General features: G+C 59.6%; 18 protein-coding genes. 4 read left to right on the top strand and 14 right to left on the bottom strand.

Features of this window, described 5'->3' with window-relative positions; translation table 11 throughout:
* Positions 1 to 154: 154 nt before the first annotated feature.
* On the top strand, positions 155 to 1,891 hold the full coding sequence (locus ACA057_RS15085) for an IlvD/Edd family dehydratase (RefSeq protein ID WP_497349610.1): 1,737 nt from the start codon (positions 155 to 157) through the stop codon (positions 1,889 to 1,891).
* A gap of 182 nt (positions 1,892 to 2,073) precedes the next feature.
* Positions 2,074 to 2,793: a FadR/GntR family transcriptional regulator gene (locus ACA057_RS15080; RefSeq protein WP_059403515.1), complete on the top strand. Its 720-nt coding sequence runs from the start codon at positions 2,074 to 2,076 to the stop codon at positions 2,791 to 2,793.
* A 175-nt stretch (positions 2,794 to 2,968) separates the two neighbouring features.
* Here ACA057_RS15080 and ACA057_RS15075 read toward each other — a convergent pair whose 3' ends face one another.
* The 10 genes from ACA057_RS15075 to ACA057_RS15030 form a co-directional block, all read right to left on the bottom strand.
* Positions 2,969 to 5,353, bottom strand: coding sequence for an efflux RND transporter permease subunit (locus ACA057_RS15075; RefSeq protein WP_497349608.1), 2,385 nt, complete (start codon positions 5,351 to 5,353; stop codon positions 2,969 to 2,971).
* Positions 5,354 to 5,381: 28 nt separating this feature from the next.
* Complete coding sequence (locus ACA057_RS15070) at positions 5,382 to 6,434, bottom strand: WD40/YVTN/BNR-like repeat-containing protein (RefSeq protein ID WP_497349606.1); 1,053 nt, start codon at positions 6,432 to 6,434, stop codon at positions 5,382 to 5,384.
* Between the two features lie 641 nt (positions 6,435 to 7,075).
* Positions 7,076 to 7,912, bottom strand: a complete 837-nt coding sequence (locus tag ACA057_RS15065) for an IS3 family transposase (RefSeq protein ID WP_497342245.1) — start codon at positions 7,910 to 7,912, stop codon at positions 7,076 to 7,078.
* Positions 7,909 to 8,211 (bottom strand): transposase, encoded by a 303-nt coding sequence (locus tag ACA057_RS15060; protein ID WP_497342247.1) that lies wholly within the window; start codon positions 8,209 to 8,211, stop codon positions 7,909 to 7,911. The genes ACA057_RS15065 and ACA057_RS15060 overlap by 4 nt, the downstream gene beginning before the upstream one ends.
* A 659-nt stretch (positions 8,212 to 8,870) precedes the next feature.
* Complete coding sequence (gene pepN, locus ACA057_RS15055) at positions 8,871 to 11,528, bottom strand: aminopeptidase N (RefSeq protein WP_497349604.1); 2,658 nt, start codon at positions 11,526 to 11,528, stop codon at positions 8,871 to 8,873.
* A gap of 12 nt (positions 11,529 to 11,540) precedes the next feature.
* Complete coding sequence (locus ACA057_RS15050) at positions 11,541 to 12,371, bottom strand: DUF2797 domain-containing protein (protein WP_401351940.1); 831 nt, start codon at positions 12,369 to 12,371, stop codon at positions 11,541 to 11,543.
* Positions 12,368 to 12,628 (bottom strand): YeaC family protein, encoded by a 261-nt coding sequence (locus ACA057_RS15045; protein ID WP_090183249.1) that lies wholly within the window; start codon positions 12,626 to 12,628, stop codon positions 12,368 to 12,370. The genes ACA057_RS15050 and ACA057_RS15045 overlap by 4 nt, the downstream gene beginning before the upstream one ends.
* Positions 12,629 to 12,662: 34 nt before the next feature.
* Positions 12,663 to 13,532 (bottom strand): rhomboid family intramembrane serine protease, encoded by an 870-nt coding sequence (locus tag ACA057_RS15040; RefSeq protein ID WP_497349602.1) that lies wholly within the window; start codon positions 13,530 to 13,532, stop codon positions 12,663 to 12,665.
* On the bottom strand, positions 13,529 to 14,503 hold the full coding sequence (locus ACA057_RS15035) for a metallophosphoesterase (protein ID WP_497349906.1): 975 nt from the start codon (positions 14,501 to 14,503) through the stop codon (positions 13,529 to 13,531). The genes ACA057_RS15040 and ACA057_RS15035 overlap by 4 nt, the downstream gene beginning before the upstream one ends.
* Positions 14,500 to 15,390, bottom strand: coding sequence for an NAD(+) kinase (locus ACA057_RS15030; RefSeq protein WP_010459816.1), 891 nt, complete (start codon positions 15,388 to 15,390; stop codon positions 14,500 to 14,502). Before ACA057_RS15030 ends, ACA057_RS15035 begins: the two co-directional genes overlap by 4 nt.
* A gap of 107 nt (positions 15,391 to 15,497) precedes the next feature.
* Here ACA057_RS15030 and ACA057_RS15025 point away from each other — a divergent pair, with 107 nt between their 5' ends.
* Positions 15,498 to 16,448, top strand: coding sequence for a DUF1853 family protein (locus tag ACA057_RS15025; RefSeq protein WP_497349600.1), 951 nt, complete (start codon positions 15,498 to 15,500; stop codon positions 16,446 to 16,448).
* A 105-nt stretch (positions 16,449 to 16,553) separates the two neighbouring features.
* Here the strand turns inward: ACA057_RS15025 and ACA057_RS15020 are convergent, their stop codons facing one another.
* The 3 genes from ACA057_RS15020 to ACA057_RS15010 form a co-directional block, all read right to left on the bottom strand.
* Entirely contained in the window at positions 16,554 to 17,837 is a 1,284-nt protein-coding gene (locus tag ACA057_RS15020; RefSeq protein WP_497349599.1) for an arsenic transporter, read from the bottom strand.
* A 30-nt stretch (positions 17,838 to 17,867) separates the two neighbouring features.
* The gene (locus tag ACA057_RS15015; RefSeq protein ID WP_497349597.1) at positions 17,868 to 18,215 is read right to left on the bottom strand and encodes a metalloregulator ArsR/SmtB family transcription factor; all 348 of its coding nucleotides are present in this window, start codon (positions 18,213 to 18,215) and stop codon (positions 17,868 to 17,870) included.
* Between the two features lie 243 nt (positions 18,216 to 18,458).
* On the bottom strand, positions 18,459 to 19,562 hold the full coding sequence (locus ACA057_RS15010) for a DUF2855 family protein (RefSeq protein ID WP_497349595.1): 1,104 nt from the start codon (positions 19,560 to 19,562) through the stop codon (positions 18,459 to 18,461).
* Between the two features lie 55 nt (positions 19,563 to 19,617).
* Between ACA057_RS15010 and ACA057_RS15005 the strand changes: the two genes are divergently transcribed.
* The gene (locus tag ACA057_RS15005; protein ID WP_497349593.1) at positions 19,618 to 20,283 is read left to right on the top strand and encodes a TetR/AcrR family transcriptional regulator; all 666 of its coding nucleotides are present in this window, start codon (positions 19,618 to 19,620) and stop codon (positions 20,281 to 20,283) included.
* Positions 20,284 to 20,383: 100 nt separating this feature from the next.
* On the opposite strand, the gene ACA057_RS15000 is transcribed toward ACA057_RS15005, so the two are convergent.
* Positions 20,384 to 20,944 (bottom strand): NADPH-dependent FMN reductase, encoded by a 561-nt coding sequence (locus ACA057_RS15000; RefSeq protein ID WP_497349591.1) that lies wholly within the window; start codon positions 20,942 to 20,944, stop codon positions 20,384 to 20,386.
* Positions 20,945 to 21,059 lie beyond the last annotated feature (115 nt).

Here is a 21,059-nt window from a genome sequence, read left to right as displayed (position 1 = left end):
GGACGCCTCTCGCACAAAATGGCCAGGGCCATCCCTCCGTTGAAAACGACTATATAGTAATACTAATTACCCAACAACACTTCCAAACAGGCCAATTTGCGCTTATGTTACGCCGTAGCTAGAACAATATAGTCATACAATAAGAGAGCCGATCATGTCTGATAAGAAACCCACCCTGCGCTCCGCCCAATGGTTTGGCACCGCCGACAAAAACGGTTTCATGTACCGCAGCTGGATGAAGAATCAGGGCATCGCCGATCACCAGTTTCACGGCAAGCCAATCATCGGCATCTGCAATACCTGGTCCGAACTGACCCCGTGCAACGCGCATTTCCGCCAGATTGCCGAGCACGTCAAACGTGGGGTGATCGAGGCTGGTGGCTGGCCGGTGGAATTTCCGGTGTTCTCCAACGGCGAATCCAACCTGCGTCCGACCGCGATGTTCACCCGCAACCTGACGAGCATGGACGTTGAAGAAGCGATTCGCGGCAACCCGATTGACGGCGTCGTCCTGCTGACCGGTTGTGACAAAACCACCCCGGCATTGCTGATGGGCGCGGCCAGTTGTGACGTGCCGGCGATCGTCGTCACCGGTGGGCCGATGCTCAACGGTAAGCACAAGGGCCAGGACATTGGCTCGGGCACTGTGGTCTGGCAGCTCAGCGAGCAGGTCAAGGCCGGTACCATCACCCTCGACGATTTCCTCGCGGCCGAGGGCGGCATGTCCCGTTCGGCGGGCACCTGCAACACCATGGGCACCGCGTCGACCATGGCCTGCATGGCCGAAGCACTCGGTACGTCCCTACCCCATAACGCAGCGATTCCGGCGGTGGATGCGCGGCGTTATGTACTGGCGCATATGTCCGGCATGCGCGCAGTGGAGATGGTTCGCGAAGACTTGAAGCTGTCGAAGATCCTGACCAAGGAAGCCTTCGAAAACGCCATCCGGGTGAACGCGGCCATCGGCGGTTCGACCAACGCGGTGATTCACTTGAAAGCCATCGCCGGACGCATTGGCGTGGACCTGGAACTGGATGACTGGACCCGCATCGGGCGCGGCATGCCGACCATCGTCGACCTGCAACCGTCCGGACGCTTCCTGATGGAAGAGTTCTACTACGCCGGTGGTTTGCCCGCGGTATTGCGTCGCCTCGGTGAGGCCAACCTGATTCCGCACCCGAACGCCTTGACCGTCAACGGCAAGACCCTCGGCGAGAACACCAAGGACGCACCGATCTACGGCCAGGACGAAGTGATCCGCACCCTCGACAACCCGATCCGCGCCGATGGCGGCATCTGCGTGTTGCGCGGCAACCTGGCGCCACTGGGTGCAGTGCTCAAACCCTCTGCCGCCACCGCCGAGTTGATGCAGCATCGTGGCCGCGCCGTGGTGTTCGAGAGCTTTGACATGTACAAGGCGCGAATCAATGATCCGGAGCTGGACGTCGATGCCCACTCGATTCTGGTGATGAAGAACTGCGGGCCGAAGGGTTATCCGGGCATGGCCGAAGTCGGCAACATGGGCTTGCCGGCCAAACTGCTGGCCCAGGGCGTGACTGACATGGTGCGGATTTCCGATGCGCGCATGAGCGGTACGGCGTACGGCACCGTGGTGTTGCATGTGGCCCCGGAAGCAGCGGCCGGCGGACCTTTGGCGACGGTGAAGGAAGGTGACTGGATCGAGCTCGATTGCGCCAACGGGCGTCTACACCTGGACATTCCGGACGCCGAACTGGCCGCGCGCATGGCGGATCTGCAACCGCCGCAAAACCTGATCGTGGGCGGTTATCGTCAGCTCTACATCGACCACGTGCTGCAGGCAGACCAGGGTTGCGACTTCGACTTCCTGGTCGGTTGCCGCGGGGCCGAAGTGCCACGCCACTCCCACTGACAAAAACAATCCTGTGTGGGAGCTAGCCTGCTAGCGATTACGGTCTGTCAGTTGACATCATGTTAACTGGCACACCGCAATCGCTAGCAGGCTAGCTCCCACATTTGATTGTGCCGCCTCAAGATTGCGCCGTGCCTGTTATCATGCGCGACACCCCACCGCACAGGATCGCGCCGTTCCCCATGGATTACCGCAAACCCTCCGACCGCAAAAGCATGCACTCGCGCATCGTCCAGGAACTGGGCATGCAGATCGTTTCCGGGCGGTTCAAACCGGATGACAAACTGCCCGCCGAAGCCCTGCTGTGCGAAGAGTACGCGGTCAGCCGGCCGGTGCTGCGTGAAGCCACCCGGGTATTGGTCGCCAAGGGCCTGGTGTATTCCCGTCCTCGGGTGGGCACTGTGGTCAAACCGCGTCGGGAATGGCACATGCTCGACCCGGACGTGCTGCACTGGCTGATGCAAAGCAGCCCGCAGAACGAGTTTTTCAGTCTGCTGACCAGCGTGCGCAGCATCATCGAACCGGCGGCGGCCGCCCTCGCTGCGCAGTTCGCCACCGACGAGGACATCGCTTCCATCGGTGAAGCCTATCAACGCATGGAAGCCGCTCCGACCCCGGAAGCGTTGCTGCAACCGGACCTGGACTTTCACAGCCGGATCGCCGATGCGACCCACAACGATTTGCTGGCGAATCTTTGCAACATGCTGTCGGTGGCGATTGCCGAAGCGTTGAAGCATTCCAACCAGCGGCCGAACCTGCATGAACTGGCGCTGCCACGGCACAAGGCGATCCTCACTGCGATCGAAAACCGTGATGCGCTGGGTGCGCGGCATGCGACCCTCGTACAGCTTGATGATGCGCGCAGCGCGCTGAACGTCGTGCTGGGCACCGATCCCTCCTAACACCACAACTCCAATGTGGGAGCGAGCCTGCTCGCGATGGCAATTTCACATTCAACATTGATGTTGGCTGGTAGACCGCCATCGCGAGCAGGCTCGCTCCCACAGGGACCGGCGTGAATCTTCAGATGAAAAAAAGCCGCAACCAGGGTTGCGGCTTTTTTGTTTCAGCCAGGGATCAGTGAGCGAACAACGAGTTGCCCTTCTGCCCCGCCAGTTTTTCCGGTTTGATCAGGAACCGCGCCAGCGCTGGCAGCAGCCACAGTGCGCCGAACATGTTCCAGAGCAGCATGAAGGTCAGCATCAGGCCCATGTCGGCCTGGAACTTGATGGCCGAGAAGATCCAGGTGCACACGCCGATCGCCAGGCACAGGCCGGTGAACAGCACGGCCTTACCGGTGGATTTCAGTGTCTGGTAATAGGCTTCTTGCAGCGGCAGGCCGGCACGCAGGAAGCTTTCCAGGCGGCTATAGATGTAGATCCCGTAGTCCACGCCAATCCCCACCCCGAGCGCCACTACCGGCAAGGTCGCGACTTTCACGCCGATGCCCATGAAGGCCATCAGGGCGTTACCGAGTACCGAGGTCAGTACCAGCGGCAGCACGATGCACAAAGTCGCCGCCCAGGAACGGAAGGTGATCATGCACATGGTCGCGACGCAGATGTACACCAGCACCAGGATGGTCAGCTCGGATTCCTTGATCACCTCGTTGGTGGCCGCTTCGATGCCGGCGTTACCGGCGGCGAGGATGAACTCCAGACCGTCCTTGTTGTTCTCCTTGGCGAACTCCTGCACCGCATGCACCGCGCGGTCCAGCGTTGCGGCCTTGTGGTCATTGAGAAACACCAGCACCGGCGCCAGGGAGCAGCTGTTGTTGTACAAGCCATCGGCACGGGCGATGGAGTTGTTCAGGACGTCAGGGTTGCGCGACAGGGTTTCCCATTTCAGGTTGCCCTCGTTCATGCCCTTGATCATCTGCTTGGACACGGTGACCAGGGAAATCGCCGACTGCACGCCCTCGGTGTTCTGCATCTTCCACATCAGTTCGTCGATCGGCGCCATGGCTTCGTAGCGAGAGCAGCCTTCGGACTTGGTCTTGACCATCACCACCAACACGTCGGAACTGGTGGAGTAGTTACTGATGATGAAGTTGTTGTCCTTGTTGTAGCGCGAGTCCGGACGCAGTTCCGGGGCACCCTGATCGAGGTCACCGATTTTCAGGTTCTGGCTGTACCAGAGGCCGCCACCGAAGGCCAGCAAGGCCAGGACGATCGACACCGGCGCGACTTTCGGGCTGGCGAAGTTCGACAGCAGGCGCCAGAACGGGTGTTCGCGGTGCGCGTCTTTCTTGCTGCGTTCGACGGCGCGTTTGCTGATGCCGACGTAGGAAATCGCTACCGGCAGCAGAATCAGGTTGGTGAACACGATCACCGCCACGCCGATGGACGCGCCGATAGCCAGTTCACGAATCACACCGATGTCGATGATCAGCAGCGTAATGAAACCCACCGCATCGGCGAGGATCGCAATCATCCCCGGCAGGAACAGCTGACGGAACGTCCGGCGAGCTGCGGTCAATGCGTTGTCCGCTTCACTGGACTGCAACGCGATGCCGTTGATCTTCTGTACGCCGTGGGAAATACCGATGGCGAAGATCAGAAACGGTACCAGCATCGAATACGGATCAAGCCCGAAGCCGAAGAAGTGCATCAAGCCGAGCTGCCAGACCACCGCCACCAGCGTCGTACTCAACACCGCCACGGTGCTGCGCATGCAGTTGGTGAACCAGTAGAGCAGGATCAGGGTGATGATGAAGGCAACGCCAAAGAACATCACCACCATCACCAGGCCATCGATCAGATCGCCGACCTTCTTGGCGAAACCGACGATGTGGATCTGCACGTTCGGGTTCTGTGCTTCAAACTTGTCGCGAATCTTTTCTTCGAGTTCGTGGGAGAACTTCCGATAATCCAGCGCCAGCAGCTTGCCCTGATCCTGCGGGTCCGGATAGGACTCCAGCAGTGGGATATCGACGATGCTCGATTTGAAATCGTTGGACACCAGTCGCCCGACCTGACCGGACTTGAGCACGTTGTTGCGCAGCAGGTCGAGGCTTTGCTGGGAGCCGTTATAGCTCTGGGGAATCACTTCACCACCGGCGAAGCCCTCCTCCGTCACCTCGGTCCAGCGCACGCTCGGGCTCCACAACGACTTGAGGCCGGAACGGTCGACACCGGAAATGTAGAACACCTCGTCGTTGATCTGACGCAGGGTCTCCATGTATTCCTTGGAGAAGATGTCGCCGTCGGTGGCTTCAACGGAAATCCGCACCGTGTTGCCCAGGTTCGCCAGATCGTTGCGGTGCTCCATCATCTTTTGAATGAACGGATGCTCGAGCGGGATCATTTTTTCGAAGCTGGTGGACGGCCGGATCAGCGTTGCCTGCCAGAACAGGAAAATACTGACCAGCAGGCAGATGACGATCACTGCCGGGCGGTTGTTGAAAATCAGGCGCTCGAGAAACGTCGCCTTGTCTTGGTGATGACTGCTTAGGGATGTCATAGACCCGCCTTCTTATTATTTGCCCGGCTCATTTGGCCAGCTCAGCGCCGGTTGGCGAAGTAGCGCGAACGCCGCCCTGTCCTGCCAGAATCAGATTGCCATTGCCCGCCGCGGTGACTGCCGAAACGGAGATGCGATCGGGGCGATTGAACACGCTGAAGGATTCGCCGTTGTCGTTGCTGCGGATCACTGAGCCACCGTTGCCGACGATCACGATGGAACCGTCGTCAAGCAGCGTGGCGCCGGACAGGCCGAATTCCAGTGCACCGCGAGCCGCCTTCAACTCGACCGGTTCCCAGGTGGTGCCGAAGTCGGTCGAGCGAAACAGATTGCCCCGCAGTCCGTAGGCCAGCAGCGTATTGGCCTGAGCGGTGCCGATCACGCCGAACAGCGAGCCTTGGTACGGGCCTTCAAGTTTCTCCCAGGTCTGGCCGCCGTCGGCGGAGCGGTACATGCTGCCCTGCTCGCCGACGATGAACAGCCCGGCGTCCTTGACGGCGGCGATACCGTTGAGGTGGTACTGGTCTTCGTTATCGAGGCGGTCGCTGACGTTTTCCCAGTTTTTGCCACCGTCGGTGGTTGCCATCAGCGAGCCGTAGGCGCCCACGGCAAAGCCGTTGCTGGCGTCCTGGAACCAGACGTCGAGCAGCGGCGATTCGCGTGTCAGGTCTTCAAATTGCTTGGTCCAGGTGACGCCGCCGTCCTCGCTGGCGAGGATCTGTGCGTCATGGCCGACGGCCCAGCCGTGTTTGTCATCGACAAAAAATACCGACGTGAGCATTTGCCGGGTCGGTACTTTGGCCTGGGTCCAGGTCGCGCCCTGGTCATCGGAATACAGAATGTGCCCGCGGTCCCCGACCGCCACCAGGCGCTTGCCGGCATGCACGACGTCGAGCATCAGGCTTTTGCTGGCCTTGGCGGATTCAACGGAATAAACAACATCGGATGCCGGCGCGGCAGCGGCCAGCACAGGCGCCGACAACGCGGCACAGCCCAACAGCGAGAGCGCTGTAGCCAGCAACGCGAATTTGCGTAGTGCCGGCGGGCGGCAGATACCCACACCCATGACAGGCTCACTCATAGACCTTCCCCCATTATTATTGTTAGGTCGTTCAACCTTTCAGGGCGCCGTAAGGGGTGTTCATTGCGATTGACCTTTCTGGAGCATAGTCCTGAAACGCGCAATCTAGAGCCCCTTCGGAAGCTGGCTTATCCTATCGGGGTTTTCAAAGGTCTGACAATCGACGCCACGTTATGTTTTGTTAACCCGGCGGGGTTGGGGGGTGGGTGAATGATTGGGTATCAGGTGGGGTGATTGGGGTTTGGGGTTTGGGGTTTGGGTGCATATCCGTTTTTGGGTTATGGCCGCTATTGGTTTCGCCCTTACGGCGAGTCACTTGGAAGAGCCCCAAGTAACCAAGGGCTCTTGCCCCTTTCGTTCGGTGCCTCGCTAAGGCTCGGCATGCCCTCGCTCCGGTCCTGCTCAGTGGGCCCGCCGCCATCGGCCATCCCTGGCCGGGGGCGGCTAACCCGGCATCCCTGCCGGGTTGCCCACTGCGCAGAACCTCCACTCGGCCTCTCGATGGGGCGCTCAGATCAAGATCAAAAGCCAAGGCGAGCTAACGCTCGGCCTGATGAGTGGTGAGAAGCCAAAGCTGTACGCCGATTCATTGTGGGAGCTGGCTTGAACTGGTCAAGTAATCTTGGACACCGATTAAGGTTTCACGCCGCCAACTTCTCCCTGGCGACTGGTGACCGATAGTCGTTGTAGCTATGCGGCCTGGTGATGTTGTAGCGCGATACATAGCGCTGCACATCCGCTCGGGCCTCATGTTCCGATCCGTAGCCTGCTTCTGGCACCCACTCTGATTTCAAACTTCCAAAGAAACGCTCCATCGGAGCGTTGTCCCAGCATTCGCCTTTACGGCTCATGCTCTGCCGGAGTCCATGTTCCAGCAGTTCATTTCTAAATTTATGGCTGGTGTACTGGCAACCCTGGTCGGAGTGAAACAGTACGTCTTTTGGGCGACCGCGTAGTTCAATCGCCATCCGCAGGGCTTCGCAGGTCAGCGTGGCATCGGAGATCATCGAAAATGACCAGCCCACGATCCGGCGAGCGAACAAGTCCAGAACTGCCGCGAAATACAGCCAGCGCTTGCCGACTTTGATGTACGTCACGTCCCCACACCACACCTGATTGACCGCCGTAACATCAAACTTGCGTTTGAGCATATGCGGTGCCACCAAAGCTTCCACGCCGGGTGACTTGTACTTATGGCGCCGGCGTTGACGGCTGACAATGCCTGCTTCTCGCATCAGGCTGCGAGCCATGAATCGCCCGACATCATACCCGCCGGCTTGCAGCTGTTTAGCCAAGGTACGAGCACCCGCAGACTCTCTCGACGCCCTGTGGTGTTTGAGCAGCATGGCCTTGAGCCTCTCTCGCTTAGGACTCACTTTGCCTTGGCGCTGACGCCATGCGTAAAAGCTACTGCGGTTTATTCCGAAGACACGACAGCAATCGTTAACGCCGTACTGCTCGCCCAGCTCACAGATCAACGAGAGTGATCTTTGGCGTCCAAAAGCAGGAGAGCACTGGCCTTTTTTAGGATTTCGATATCCCGGTCTCTTTGCCTGAGCAAGGCTTTAAGTTCCTGGATCTCTCGCTGATCCGCGGTAATCGCCTTGGCTCCCACCGGAGTCGAACCCAAGCGTTCCTTACGAACCTGATCGACCCAGCGGCGCAAGGCCGTAGGGCCAATATCCAAACTGGTGCAGACCTCGGGAACGGACTGCCCCTCGTCCAGCACCATGCTGGCAGCCTTGAGTTTGAACTCATTGGAATAAGATTTACGCATATCCAAACACCTCAGATTTGGGCGCCATCATAGCGCCCGATTGAGGTGTCCAAAATCATTAGGCCAGTTCAGCTTGCCTGCGATGGCGGCCTGGTAGCCGACCAATTTCTTGCAGGTGTCCCCCATCCAAATGTGGGAGCGAGCCTGCTCGCGAAGCTGTTGATCTTGCCATTGCCGTTGCCGTTGCCGTGGCTGTGGCTGTGGCTGTGGCTTTTGAACTTGATCTTGATCTGTTGCCCCTTTCCCAGAGGCCGAACGCAGGCGTTGCGCAGGGGGCACCGCGGCAAGGATGCCGCGGTAGCCGCCCCCGGCCAGGGATGGCCGATGGCGGCGGGCCCCCGGAGCAATGCCGGAGTGAGGGCATGCCGAGCCTTAGCGAGGCACCGAATGGAGGGGCAAAGCCTTTTGGTTACTTTTCGGCGTTTGGAAAAGTGACTCGCTGTAAGAGCGAAACCATAAAGCCGTTACAGCAGGAATGGATATGTACACCCAAAAGAAAATGGTCGGCTACTAGGCCGCCATTAGGCCGCCATCGCTGGCAGGCCAGCTCCCACATTTCGACTAGGTACATCTGCAAGAGACGATCTGCTATCAGGCCGTCTTCGCTGGCAAGCCAGCTCCTACAGGGTTCGGGTGAATCCTGCAGGAGCGAGCCAAACTCAGGCCAGGCTTTTGCTAACCACTTCAAACACATCGCTGGACAATTGACCCGAAGCGCGAATCCGTTCCAGCTCGCCTTTCATCAACGCCTGACGAGCATCGTCGTATTTGCGCCAGCGAGTCAGCGGCGCCAGTTGGCGAGAAGCGATCTGCGGGTTAAACCCGTTCAGCTCGATCACCAGGTCCGCCAGGAAGCGATACCCGGAACCATCCGCCGCGTGGAAGTTGATCAGGTTCTGCCCGGCAAACGCGCCGATCAGTGCCCGCACCTTGTTCGGGTTCTTGATGTTGAACGCCGGATGCGCCATTAACGCCTTCACGCGATCCAGGCCACCCGGCAAGACACTGCCCGCCTGGACACTGAACCACTGATCCATGACCAACGGGTTGTCGCTGAAGTGCTCGGCAAAGCTGGCCAGGGCCTTGGCTTTTTCGTCTTCAAACGACGAATTGACCAACACCGCCAACGCCGTCAGGCGTTCAGTCATGTTGTCGCTGGTTTCAAATTGCTCAAGGGTCGCGGCCAACACTTCCGGCTTGCCACTCAGCATCAGGTAAGAAAGCGCAATGTTCTGCAACGCACGGCGGGCGAAGTACTCCGCCTCGGCGACATAGGGCGTTTTCTTCGACAGGTCGCGGTTAGCCTGGTAACGCAGCCACAGCGCCTCGAACAAACCATCGGCCAACTGCTTGCGAGCGAACTCGCGAGCAATGTGGATGGCATCGACATCAGCCACTTCGCTGATTTCGGTCAGATACGCCTCGCCCGGCAGCGAAAGCATTTCCGCGACCATAGCCTGATCGAGCGTCTCGTCGGCCAGTACCGTGCGCAACGCCGACACCAGACGCTGATCCAGCACCAGCGTCTCGCCCTTCTGCTGCTGGGCAATCAGTTCTTGCAGCACCTGCACCGACAGTTGCTGACCTGCATCCCAGCGGTTGAAGCCGTCGCTGTCGTGCTGCATCAGGAACATCAACTGGTCGCGGTCGTACGGGAAGCTCAGTTTGACCGGTGCCGAGAAGCCACGCAGCAACGACGGCAGCGGCTTTTCAGCGATGTCGAGGAAGGTGAAGGTCTGCTCGGCTTCGGTCACCGATATAACGCGGGAAGCAGCGCCAGCGGCGGCTTCGCCATCAAGACGCAGGGCAATTTCACCGCCCTTGCTGTCCAGCAGGCCCAGTTCGACCGGAATCACGAACGGCCGTTTTTCAACCTTGTCCGGGGTGGCCGGGCAGCTCTGGCGGAAGGTCAGGCTATAGGTTTTCGCTGCGGCGTCGTAAGACTCGCTCACTGCCAATCGCGGTGTACCGGCCTGGCTGTACCAGCGTTTGAACTGGGTCAGGTCGACGCCGTTGGCATCTTCCATCGCCTTGATGAAGTCGTCGCAGGTCACAGCCTGGCCGTCATGGCGTTCGAAGTACAGGTCGCTGCCTTTGCGGAAACCTTCGGCCCCGAGCAAGGTGTGGATCATGCCGACCACTTCCGAACCCTTTTCGTACACGGTCAGGGTGTAGAAGTTGGAGATCTCGATGAAGCTGTCCGGGCGCACGGCGTGAGCCATCGGGCCGGCGTCTTCGGCGAACTGGTGGGTCCGCAGGTAAGCCACGTCCTGGATGCGCTTGACCGTGGCCGAGTTCATGTCGGCGGAGAAGCCCGAATCACGGAACACGGTGAAGCCTTCCTTCAGCGACAGCTGGAACCAGTCGCGGCAGGTCACGCGGTTGCCCGACCAGTTGTGGAAGTATTCGTGGGCCACGATCGCTTCGACGCGCTGGTGAGCGGCGTCGGTCGCGGTTTCGGCGCGGGCCAGCACGGCGCTGGAGTTGAAGATGTTGAGGCCCTTGTTCTCCATGGCGCCCATGTTGAAATCGTTGACCGCGACGATCATGAAGATGTCCAGATCGTACTCGCGACCGTAGACCTCTTCGTCCCAGCGCATGGACTTCTTCAGGCTGTTCATGGCGTGCTGGCACTTGTCGATGTTTTCCGGCTCGACGTAGATGCGCAGCGCCACGGAGCGCTCGGTCATGGTGGTGAAGGTGTCTTCGACACACCACAAGTCACCGGCCACCAGCGCAAACAGGTACGCCGGTTTCTTGAACGGGTCTTCCCAGGTCGCCCAGTGCCGGCCGTCTTCGCCCGGACCCGAGGCAATCGGGTTGCCGTTGGACAGCAGCACCGGGTAGCTGTGCTGCTCGGCGACCACGGTGGTGGTGAACGTGCTCATCACGTCCGGGCGGTCGAGGTAATAAGTGATCTTGCGGAAGCCTTCGGCTTCGCACTGGGTGCAGAACATCGTGCCGGACTTGTACAGGCCTTCCAGCGCGGTGTTGGTTTCCGGGTGAATCCGGACGCTGGTGTCGACCGTGAAGCTGGCGCTGGTCGGGTGCAGGGTCAGGTGATTCTCGGTCAGCTGATAGTCAGCGTCGCTCAGTTCGCGGTCGGCCAGCGTCACCGACAGCAGGTCGAGTTGCTGGCCGTCCAGCACCAGCGGCGGCAGGCCCGGGCCACGCTCAGGATTGCGGCGCATCACCAGTTGCGCATGGACCAGGCTGTGGTCCTCGAACAACTCGAAGGTCAGGTGCGTCTCATCGATCAGGTATTCAGGCGCCTGATAGTCTTTCAAATAGATCATCTTCGGTTGTTCGGTGCGCATGCTGGAATCCTTCTACTGATGCACGGCGAGCTGATAGGCCGTGTATTTACGAATATTGATCACGCCAGTGTCAAAAATCAGGTATTGGCCCTTGATCCCCAACAGCGTGCCTTCGGCAATCGGGTTCTTGTCCAGGTTGAAGCTGACAATCTTGGCCGGGTACTGCTCGACCGGATAGCGGATTTCAAGCGGTTCGACATCGGCAATGGTCTGGATCGCCTGTAGGCCGAATCGTTCCTGCAAACCTTGCAAACCTTCTGCGCAACTTTCAAACAACTGATCGCGAACCTGTGCCAGATCCACCGAAATCGCCTCGCCCTTGAGCAACGCACGCCAGTTGGTCTTGTCGGCCACCTGGCTACGGAACAGGTCTTCGACGAAACCCGATTGCTGACGGGTCGAGACGCGCATGATCGGCAAGGCCTGACGGGCGCCTTGATCGATCCAGCGGGTCGGCAGCTGGGTAGCGCGGGTAATCCCGACCTTCACCCCTGACGAGTTGGACAGGTACACAATGTGATCGGTCATGCAGAACTTCTCGCCCCACTCCGGTTCACGGCAGGTGCCGGCGTCGTAGTGACAACGCTCCGGGCTCATGATGCAGAGGTCGCACTGGGCCAGTTTGGTCATGCACGGGTAGCAATAACCCTGGCTGAAACTGGTTTTGGTCTTGCGCCCGCAATGGGAGCAAAAGATCGCCCCCAGGTATTCCAGACGCACCGTGCTGCCGATCAACGGATTGACCGGTACCTCGGTGTCGCCCAGGCGAAACGCGTACTGCACATTCGGCCCGTCAAGGCGCGCCGACATTTTGCTGATTGCACCGCGGCCAATCTCAATCAATGGACGGCATCCGACTTGAACAGAATATTCGGTACGCTGATCGACTTCGAACTGCATTCCTGCGGGCCCATGTAACCGGTGCGCTCTTCTTCGGGCAGGTTCTGGATTTCCCAGGCGATCATCGCTTGCAGCGACAGTTCGCGTTGTTCGGCGGTGAGTTTGCCACCGTCGGACCATTTACCGATTTCCACCGCCAATTTCAGGCTCTGGTAGATATCGGGGGTGATGTTTTGGATCATTTCGTTAAAAGAGGACATCAAGGGCTCCGCGCTCTTTGATTGACGTAACTGTTTAGACGGCCAGTTTACGGCGGTTGTACAAACCGCCCAACAAGCCGGTCAAGCATCCGACGAGCAACCCGCCGACGTGGGCGGCGTTGGCAATTTCACCGAAGCCGATCATCGAGACCAGCCCGGACAGGCACAGCAGCAGCCACACCAGCATCATCACCAGCACGCCGCGCGGCAAGCGATAAGCCGGGTTCGGCGACAATACCTGGAAGATCCAGCAATGCCCGAGCAAGCCATACAGCACGCCGGATAACCCGCCGAACAAGGTCGGGCCGCTGAAATAATACTGGGCGTAATTGGACACCAGGGCGAACAGCAAGGTCAGGCCCACCAGGTTGATGCTGCCCTGACGCGACTCGATGCGCCGTCCCAGTTCCCAGTACCACATGCCGTTCATGGCCAGGTGCAGGATGCCGAAGTGAATCAGCATCGGCGTTACCAGGCGCCACCACTGCCCCGCCGCCAGGCTGTCGGCCAACGGCACGAAGTGGATGTACTCGCCGACAACGCGGAAATCGAGGAAGGTCAGCCAGCGCATCGTGTCGAGGTTATCGCCCAGCAGCGTCACCGCGCCGACAATCACGCTGAGCAACAGCACCAGTGCGGTCGCCTTGGCGTAGCGCAACTGCTCGACAAATCCTGGGCGGCGCTGGGTTTGCGCCACCGGAATGTCCAGTTGCTGATCGGGATCGCCAGCCGGAAAGCGCTCGTACAACGAACGGACGTCTTCGCTGATATCGGCCGGCACCCAGAGCACTTGTTCGCCCGACTCTTCGCTGACCCGATGCGGCACCTGCATGCGTTGCAGCAGTTTGACGAACCCGCTCAAGTCCACCGCCAATGGCAGGCGCAATACCGCTACGGTACTCATTGCAGCACCTCCGGCCGCTCGACATCGACCCAGACGAATTTATGCGGATCGAGACGGGTTTCCTGATCCAGACGATAGGCGACCAGTTTGCCGTAGAGCACCGCGCTGTAATCCAGGCAGGCCAGGTTCGGACGGATCGGGGCCGGTTTGCCGCTGCGCCAGTAGTGGCCAACGAACAACAACGGCTCATCGACGCCATAGCGCAGCAGCGTATTTTTTTCGGTGGACGACAGCGGCGTACGGGCCACTGGATCAGGCAACGCGTCAGGTTGGAACACAATGTCTCCGTAGGTTTGCGGGTCGTCTTCCCAGAACTTGGTGCGGAAGAACGACCGCGTCAGGCCATCGCCGCTGGTCATGGTCAAGCCATGGGGCAAGCGCATGTCGGTACCGCGCAGCAGGCGATCGAACACGGTGCAGGCGAAACTGCCCGGCACCGCCGAGGCCTGGAGGAAGTGTTCATCGGCGCAGCCATCGGGGAACAACGCGCGCAGCGGTTCGATCAGGCCGGAATCCCAACAGGCGTGCACCACCCGGAAGCGTCCGGCATCCACAAACAAGGGCAATTCATAGAACCATTGCTGAAAGTCATGCCAGTCGCCCGGATGATCTTCAAATTGGGTCAGGGTTTCCCCCAGCAGGCGAGCGTGGCGCGGCGTATGTTCACGCACGAACTGCTTGCCGCTGCCCGGCGGCGCCGGGGTGCTCCAGCCCAGGGCGTTGAATTCATGGTTGCCCATGATGCACAGCGCCTGGCCGGCCTCGACCATGTCGTGGACGATGTGCAGCGCTTCGCGAATCCGCGGACCGCGGTCGATGATATCGCCGACAAACACCGCCATGCGCGACGGATGCCGCCAGACGCCACGTTGTTTGTGATAACCGAGCCGGTCGAGCAGGTGTTCAAGGGTCAGAGCGCAACCGTGCACGTCACCGATCAGGTCATAGCTACGCGCGGGATCGAGCATCAGTCGCCTCCACCACCCAACCGACTGCCCCAGCCGAGCTTGGTCCGGCAGACCTCATAATAGTTGTGGTCGAGGGGGTGAATCAGCCGCAGTTTTTGCGCCTTCTTGCTGATGGTGATGGTGTCACCGGGCGCGCAGGTGAAGTGGTTCTGCCCGTCACAGGAGACTTGCGGGTAAATCTGCATATCTTTGGACACGACGATTTTCAGCTCACTGTTGCCATCGACCACAATCGGCCTACCCGACAAGGTATGGGGGTACATCGGCACAATCACAATAGCGTCGAGCTTGGGATGCATGATCGGTCCGCCCGCCGACAGCGCGTACGCCGTCGAACCGGTGGGCGTGGCGACGATCAGGCCGTCGGCCTTCTGGCTGCAGACGAACTGGCCGTCGATGTACAGCTCGAATTCGATCATCCGGGTCGATTTGCCGGGGTGCAGCACCACGTCGTTCAACGCATCGCCCTGGCCAATGGCCTCGGCATGGCGGCGGACTTCGGCTTGCAGCAGGAAGCGGTTTTCAACCAGATAGTGGCCGTCGAGCACTTCGGCGACTTTGACTTCCAGTTCATCCGGGCGGATATCGGTCAGGAAGCCCAGGCTGCCACGGTTGATGCCGAGCACCGGAATGTTATGGCGAGCCAGCGCGCGAGCGGCGCCCAACAGGCTGCCGTCACCACCGACCACAATCACCATGTCACACACTTCACCGAGCATCTTGCGCGACGAGGTTTGCAGGCCATGGCCCGGCAGCACTTCGGCGATGGTGTCTTCGAGGATCACATGCAGGTGACGATCGAGCAGAAACCGTTTCAGTCGGCGGACGGTATCCAGCACCTGGGAACTGCCCAGGCGACCGATGATGCCGATATTACGAAATTGCTCCATGGGGTTCCTGCGCGGCGGCGAAAAACACGATTATGGGCGAAAGCGCGGGATAGACAAAATCCTTTCAGCCACAACGGTGTACTCACGATTGAGGCTATGCTCGCAAGATGATCCTATTTCCAGATTTGCTGCAGTTGCCCCACCAGTTACGCCATCCCGAAGTGCGTGACCTGGCGTGGGTGATCCTCGCACCGCCGATGCTTGGCGAAACCCCGTGGCCGCAGCGTCATCCGTTGGCCGGCAGTGACTGGGTGCAGGCACCGGAGCGGCTGGAACAATGGCTTCGGCTGCTCGACCGCGACAGTTATGACTTGCTGCACTGGCTGGCTCAGGCCAGGACGCGGCGCCTGGGTTTGTACTATGAACGGCTATGGCAATATGCCGTGCGCCACGCGCCTGGCATCGACCTGATTGCCGCCAACATGCCGATTCGCCGTGAAGGTCACACGCTGGGCGAACTGGACATGCTGCTGCGTGACCGCGACGGCGTGCATCACCTGGAACTGGCGATCAAGCTTTACCTCGGGCCACAAAACGGCGATGGCCACGACACCGCGCAATGGCTCGGCCCCGGCTGCCATGACCGGCTGGATCGCAAACTGGCGCACCTCGCGCAACATCAACTGCCGATTTCCGCGCGCCCGGAGAGTCGCGAAGTGCTGGCGTCGCTGGATATCCAGCAGTTCAGCGCCCATCTGTGGCTGGGCGGCTATTTACTCTATCCGTGGCCGGGACCGGCCGGGCCACCGAACGGCGCGCATCCGCAGCACTTGCGCGGCAGTTGGCTGCATCAGAAAGACTGGGCGGCGTTTGTGGTGCAGCGACCTTTCGGGCGCTGGCAGCCCCTGCCCCGCCACGCCTGGCTGGCGCCGGCGCACTATTCGGCCGAACAGACCTGGAGCGTAGAGCAATTGAGTGCCTGGCTGCGCGATCTGGAACCGCTGGCGCCGGCGCAATTGCTGGTGCGACTGACCGAAAATGCCGATGGCGATTGGGAGGAAGCGGAGCGGTTGTTTCTGGTGGCGGATCTTTGGCCGAATGTGCCGGGTAACGGTTGAGGTTTTGTGGTGCCTGGACTGGCCCCATCGCGAGCAGGCTCGCTCCCACATTTGAAATACATTCCCCTGTGGGAGCGAGCCTGCTCGCGATGGGGCCGACGCGATCTAAATGGACAACCGCACCGCCAGCGCCGCCAAAGTCACCAACAGCACCGGCACCGTCAACACAATCCCGACCTTGAAGTAATACCCCCAGCCAATCCGAATGCTTTTGCGCTCCAGCACATGCAACCACAGCAACGTCGCCAAGCTACCAATCGGGGTGATTTTCGGCCCCAAATCGCTGCCGATGACGTTGGCGTAGATCATCGCTTCCTTCACCACACCCGTGGCCTGGCTGGCATCGATCGACAGCAAACCGATCAACACCGTTGGCAAATTATTCATGATCGACGACAGCAACGCCGTCAGCACGCCCGTGCCCATGGCCGCGCCCCAGATGCCGTAACCGGCAAAACCGTCCAGCCAACCGGCCACATACCCAGTGAGTCCGGCGTTGCGCAGGCCGTAGACCACCAGGTACATGCCCAGCGAGAAAATCACGATGTGCCACGGTGCTTCTTTGATCACCTTGCGCGTGGAAATCTTGTGCCCGCGTGCGGCGATAGCCAACAGTAACGCGGCGCACACCGCCGAGATCGCGCTGATCGGAATGCCCAATGGTTCCAGGGCAAAGCAGCCGAGCAACAGAATCACCAGCACCGCCCAACCGGCATAGAACGTGGCTTTGTCGTGGATCGCGGTTTCCGGGTGCTCGAGTTGTTCGGGGTCGTAAGCCTTGGGGATGTCACGCCGGAAGAACCACATCAGCACGGCCAGGGTGGCCGCGACGCTGACCAGGTTGACCGGGACCATCACCGCCGCGTAACGGTTGAAACCGATGTTGAAGAAGTCTGCGGAAACGATGTTCACCAGGTTCGACACCACCAGCGGCAGGCTCGCCGTGTCGGCAATGAAACCGGCACCCATCACGAATGCCAGGGTCGCGGCCGGGGAAAAGCGCAACGCCAGCAGCATGGAAATCACGATAGGCGTGAGAATCAGCGCCGCCCCATCGTTAGCGAACAACGCCGAGACCAGCGCACCGAGCAGCACCATATAAGCAAACAGCTTGCGTCCGCTGCCCCGCCCCCAGCGCGCCACATGCAGCGCCGCCCAGGCAAAAAAACCCGCCTCGTCCAGCAACAGACTGATGATGATCAGCGCGACAAAGGTACCGGTCGCATTCCAGATGATCTGCCACACCAGCGGAATGTCCGTCAGGTGCACGACACCGAAGATCAGCGCCAACACCGCGCCGAGCACCGCGCTCCAGCCCACGCCGAGGCCTTTGGGTTGCCAGATCACCAAGGTGATGGTCAGGAGGAAAATCAACGACGCTACAAGCATCCGGGGCAGCCTTTAAAGAGTGGAGAAAAATCAGCAGCAGCGAACCGGCCGGTCAGCCATCGCTTGCAAACGCGCGACATCGGCGGCGAGCCATTCAACGTTGGCCGCCAGCGCGCCCTGCAACAGGGTGATGACCCAAGGTGATAGTTGTGGGTGCAGGCGATAAAAAACCCACTGACCCTGACGACGATCCGCCAGCAACCCGTTGCTGCGTAATTGCGCCAGATGACGCGAGATCTTCGGTTGGCTGAGGTCCAGCCCGGCGGTCAGCTCACACACGCACAACTCGCCTTCACGGGCGATCAGCAGCGCGATACGACTGCGCGTGTCATCGGCCAGGGCCTTGAAAATATCGACGGGGCTACGGGGATCGGACATGAGGGAATACGCCTCTGGACAAACGAGGCGTAAATATATGGAATTTCGAATATACAGTAAAGGAAAGTCTCGCAGACACCGCGCCTGATGTAGCAGCTGGCGAAGCCTGCGTTCGGCGGCGAAGCCGTCGTGAATCCTGCACGCTTGGTTTACTGACACACCGAGGTGCCTGAACTCGCGACGGCTGCGCCGCCGAACGCAGCCTCGCAGGCTCGGCAGCTGCTACAGAGGTCTTCGGTGGGTTTATAAACGGATTACATGGCCTTCCACCGGGGCGACCTTGCCATGAAACAACCGGGAAATGACGCTCTGCGCCGCTTCATAACCCTTGCTCTCAACCACTTCCAGCAACGGGTTTTCTACCGAAGTCACCTGTCGATAAAACTGCTGCAAACCTTCGCCAATATGCTGACTGACCCCTTCCGGCCCCCAGTCGGTATTGCGCTTGCGGATCTGTATCGGCGCGAAAAAGAACACCGGTTGAGGCCCCTCGATCGCTGTCAGCCGAGCTTCACCGGTACTTTGCGCCGATCCGGCAAAGCAGCTGTAAACCAGTTGCCCGGCAAAGTGCTGGTGCACCCGGTCACGTAGATCCAGGTCGCCGGAAAAATCCACATAAAGTGTTGGACGGTCATTTTCCAGGCTCGCCAACTCCGCATACGACACCGTTCGCTCATAACAACCGAGCTTTTCGACAAACGCCTTGTTACCCGCAGACGTCAGCGCCACGCGCTCCAGGCCGGGATGGTTGTCCAGGCACACCGCCGTGCCGTAGGCGGTTTTGCTTGAAGCGCTGGAGAACAGCAGTCGAGTAGCGCCAAAGAACTGCTTGTCCTGCAGGAAGTCCGCCAGCATCGACGAGGTCAGAAACAGCGGTTTGAGTAATATCTGCAGGTTCTCGGTTGCGGGGCTGTAGTACGAATCCCAACTGCAACGGGTGTATTGGTTGTAAGCCGAGGTCAAGCCTTGCCGATGCTCGGCCGCATCGTAGAACCCACGATCAGTCACCCGCTCCGGGCGCATCCATAAATGGCTGGCAATCGTGAAATACCCATAGAAGCGCTCCCCTACCTTGACGCCTTCAACATCGGATGCCACGACATCGGCAAAGCCCCACGCAGGGACGTGACCCCAGTCCGCCAAGCCTGTAGGAAAGAACCCCCAGTAGTTCATCGAGTCGCCATATGCGGCGTAGGTAATGTTGTTGGTGGTCAATGCGCAGCGGTCAATCTTGACGATCACCTCTCCGGGATTCGGAATCAGGCTACGTTCCTCCTGCTCGATTCGGCTTTCGTCGAGGGCGTTTTTGCGCGTGATCAGTCGTGTTACCGTGCCTTGGCTTTGCATCTTTCAGACTCCTGCTATGACGATGTGGCGGGTAGCACCAGAGTAGTGGCAGCCGATGAAGAGCGGGTTCGGAAACTCCAGGGGCCGCGCGCCCACCCTTAATCCCCGCGCAAAGCCGCTGAAACGGCCGAGTCAGGCGCGGGCGATTTTCACCGTCGAGGCCATTTACGAGGCCTTTGTTCGGATTTGGCAGCGCGACGGCTGGTCGGGATTGACTACTCGCGAGGTCGCGCTGGAAGCCGGCGTCGCCATTGGCACGCTGTACGATTATTTCCCGAGCAAGGAAGCCTTGCTGTCGGGTTACATCCGTTATTGTCTGGATGCGTTGCTAGCGCGCCTGGATGAACACGTCATACAAGCGAACGACCTGGACTGGCTAACCCGAATCAAACGTCTGGTACGCCTGACCTGCGACTCCAGCGATGTCGGGCAGCCACTGTTTAACCATGAAGTGCTGGCTCTTGAACACCAGATCGCCGAATCCAAACATCATCGACGGGTGTTCCAGGAGCTGTCGCAAAAATGGCATGAAGCCTTTGCAGCCTGTAGCGACTTGCCCACACAACCGTCAGCAGCAACCATCGACGCCTGGGTGATCATGGCCTGGGGCGGGCGTCGTTATTGCGTCATCACACAAGCGACGGCGGAGCAAGGCGCCGCCTGGTTGTCGGAAATGCAAACGATGATCTGTAGCCGATTGCTTACCACAGGCCCCTTGTAGGAGCCGAGCTTGCTCGCGAAAGCGGTGTATCAGTCAACATTGATGTTGGATGTGATGGCCTCTTCGCGAGCAAGCTTGGCTCCTACAGGGACCGGGTTGTTCACTCTTTCTTGTGCTGCTCGACCCATTGCCCATAGGCATCGATGAATTTTTGCAGGAACGGCTTCAGCGATTCGGACAATTTGCCTGTTTCGTCGAACGCTGTTCCGGCGCCGCTGATGTACGCCTCCGGCTGCTGCATGCACGGCACATCGAGGAACACCATGGACTGGCGCAAATGGTGGTTGGCGCCAAAACCACCCACCGCCCCCGGTGAAACACTGATCACCGCGCCGGGCTTGCCGCTCCAGGCGCTCTTGCCGTAGGGACGCGACCCTACGTCAATCGCATTCTTCAAGGGCGCCGGCACCGAACGGTTGTATTCCGGCGTCACGAACAGCACCGCGTCGGATGAGCTCACCTGTTGCCGAAAAGTGCTGTAGGCTGCCGGCGGTGAAGCACCATCAATGTCTTCGTTGTAGAGCGGCAGATCGCCAATTTCGACGATACTGAGCTTAAGATTGGCAGGCGCGAGATCGGCCAGGGCCAGCGCCACCTTGCGATTGATCGATTCCTTTCTCAAGCTGCCGACCAAGACTGCGATCGTATAGACGTTGCTCATGGAAGTTTCTCGACTGTCCGAATAGAAAGAACTTGTAGTTATAGATGACGATTCACCCAGCGGACGGCTTAAAATCACCGCCCCTGACTATTTTTTTCCTGTAGGAAAACTTACC

It is taken from the genome of Pseudomonas sp. LBUM1661 (genome assembly GCF_059695925.1).
The sequence above is the reverse complement of the archived record's forward strand: the minus strand, read 5'-3'. Positions and strand labels throughout refer to the sequence as shown.

Coding starts and splice junctions, on each gene's coding strand:
- ACA057_RS15070 (WP_497349606.1), bottom strand. CDS start 6,434: ATGAGTGAGCCTGTCATGGGTGTGGGTATCTGCCGCCCGCCGGCACTA.
- ACA057_RS15080 (WP_059403515.1), top strand. CDS start 2,074: ATGGATTACCGCAAACCCTCCGACCGCAAAAGCATGCACTCGCGCATC.
- ACA057_RS15085 (WP_497349610.1), top strand. CDS start 155: ATGTCTGATAAGAAACCCACCCTGCGCTCCGCCCAATGGTTTGGCACC.
- ACA057_RS15060 (WP_497342247.1), bottom strand. CDS start 8,211: ATGCGTAAATCTTATTCCAATGAGTTCAAACTCAAGGCTGCCAGCATG.
- ACA057_RS15005 (WP_497349593.1), top strand. CDS start 19,618: ATGAAGAGCGGGTTCGGAAACTCCAGGGGCCGCGCGCCCACCCTTAAT.
- ACA057_RS15040 (WP_497349602.1), bottom strand. CDS start 13,532: ATGAGTACCGTAGCGGTATTGCGCCTGCCATTGGCGGTGGACTTGAGC.
- ACA057_RS15015 (WP_497349597.1), bottom strand. CDS start 18,215: ATGTCCGATCCCCGTAGCCCCGTCGATATTTTCAAGGCCCTGGCCGAT.
- ACA057_RS15000 (WP_497349591.1), bottom strand. CDS start 20,944: ATGAGCAACGTCTATACGATCGCAGTCTTGGTCGGCAGCTTGAGAAAG.
- ACA057_RS15045 (WP_090183249.1), bottom strand. CDS start 12,628: ATGTCCTCTTTTAACGAAATGATCCAAAACATCACCCCCGATATCTAC.
- ACA057_RS15030 (WP_010459816.1), bottom strand. CDS start 15,390: ATGGAGCAATTTCGTAATATCGGCATCATCGGTCGCCTGGGCAGTTCC.
- ACA057_RS15010 (WP_497349595.1), bottom strand. CDS start 19,562: ATGCAAAGCCAAGGCACGGTAACACGACTGATCACGCGCAAAAACGCC.
- ACA057_RS15020 (WP_497349599.1), bottom strand. CDS start 17,837: ATGCTTGTAGCGTCGTTGATTTTCCTCCTGACCATCACCTTGGTGATC.
- pepN (WP_497349604.1), bottom strand. CDS start 11,528: ATGCGCACCGAACAACCGAAGATGATCTATTTGAAAGACTATCAGGCG.
- ACA057_RS15025 (WP_497349600.1), top strand. CDS start 15,498: ATGATCCTATTTCCAGATTTGCTGCAGTTGCCCCACCAGTTACGCCAT.
- ACA057_RS15075 (WP_497349608.1), bottom strand. CDS start 5,353: ATGACATCCCTAAGCAGTCATCACCAAGACAAGGCGACGTTTCTCGAG.